General features: G+C 68.2%; 1 protein-coding gene. It reads right to left on the bottom strand.

Annotated features, from left to right (window positions below; translation table 11 throughout):
* The coding region (locus ACIRFH_RS36625; RefSeq protein WP_403530932.1) for a thiamine pyrophosphate-requiring protein at window positions 1-1,472 on the bottom strand (1,472 nt) is incomplete at both ends.

Raw genomic sequence — 1,472 nt, 5'->3', positions numbered from 1 at the left:
TACTTGGGGTCGCCGGCCATGGCGCGCTGCTCCCAGGTGACCTGGTTGAGGTCCTGGTTGTTGAACACGCAGAAGATGAACGGGGCCGGCCCCGAGAGGCGGTCCAGGTACCGCTTGACGGTGATCATCTCGTTCATGCCGTTCATCTGGAAGGCCCCGTCGCCGATGAAGGCGATCACCGGCCGGTCCGGATACGCGAACCGCGCCGCGATCGCGTACGGCGTCCCCGGGCCCATCGTCGCCAGCGTCCCCGACAGCGACGCGCGCATCCCCTGGCGGAGCCTGAGGTGCCGGGCCCACCAGTTGGTGCCCGAACCGGAGTCCGCCGTCAGGATCACCCCGTCCGGCAACCGCGGCGACAGTTCCGCGGCGACGGCCTGCGGGTTGATCGTGTCGCCGAAGTGCTCCGCCGCCCAGCGGTCGCACAGGTCGTGCCACTCGCGGACGTCCTTCTCGATCTTCTTCCGCCAGCTACCGGCCTTCTTGCGTTTCAGCAGCGGGATCAGCGCCCTCAGCGTCTCCCTCGCATCACCGACGAGGTGGGCCTCCATCGGATACCGGATCCCGATCATGCGGCCGTCGATGTCGATCTCCACCCCCCGCGCCTGCCCCTCGTCGGGCAGCCACTCCGAGTACGGGAAACTCGTCCCGACCATCAGCAGGGTGTCGCACTCCCGCATCATGTTGTCACTGGCCTTGCTCCCCAGCAGACCGATCGGCCCGGTGACATACGGCAGATCATCGGGAAGGACGTCCCGGCCCAACAGCGCCTTGGCCACCCCGGCGCCCAGCAGTTCGGCCACCTCGATCACCTCGGCCCCGGCCTTCGCGGCGCCCTGACCGACCAGCACGGCGACCCTCTCGCCCGCGTTCAGGACATCGGCGGCCCTGCGCAGTTCGTCCGGATCGGGCAGAACGCGGGGCCGGCTCCAGCCGACGCTGGAGAAGACCGAGCCGTGCTCCTTGGGCGGGGAGGGCACCGCCTCCTCCTCCTGCACGTCGTTCGGAATGATGACCGTGGCCACACCCCGCGTGGTCAGCGCCGTCTTGAAGGCCCGGTCGATGACATGGCGGGTCTGGCCCGGATGCATCACCACCTGGCAGAACTCGGACACGTCCGCGAACAGCTGCTCGAGGGCGATCTCCTGCTGGTAGTGGGTGCCCAGCGACAACCGCTTCTGCTGCCCCACCACCGCCACCACCGGCTGATGATCCAGCTTCGCGTCGTACAGACCGTTCAGCAGATGCACCGCACCCGGACCCGAGGTCGCCACACAGCACCCCACCTCACCCGTGAACTTGGCGTGCGCACACGCCATGAACGCGGCCATCTCCTCATGCCGCGCCTGGATGAACTCCGGACGCCCCTCCGCCCGGTCGAACGCACCCAGCAGACCGTTGATGCCATCACCCGGATAGCCGTAGACGCGCTGAACACCCCACTCCGTCAGGCGCTGCAGAACATAGTCGGC

Origin of the sequence: Streptomyces sp. NPDC093586 (assembly GCF_044764905.1) — a bacterium.
GTDB lineage: Bacteria > Actinomycetota > Actinomycetes > Streptomycetales > Streptomycetaceae > Streptomyces.
This window is presented reverse-complemented; position numbering and strand designations above follow the sequence as displayed.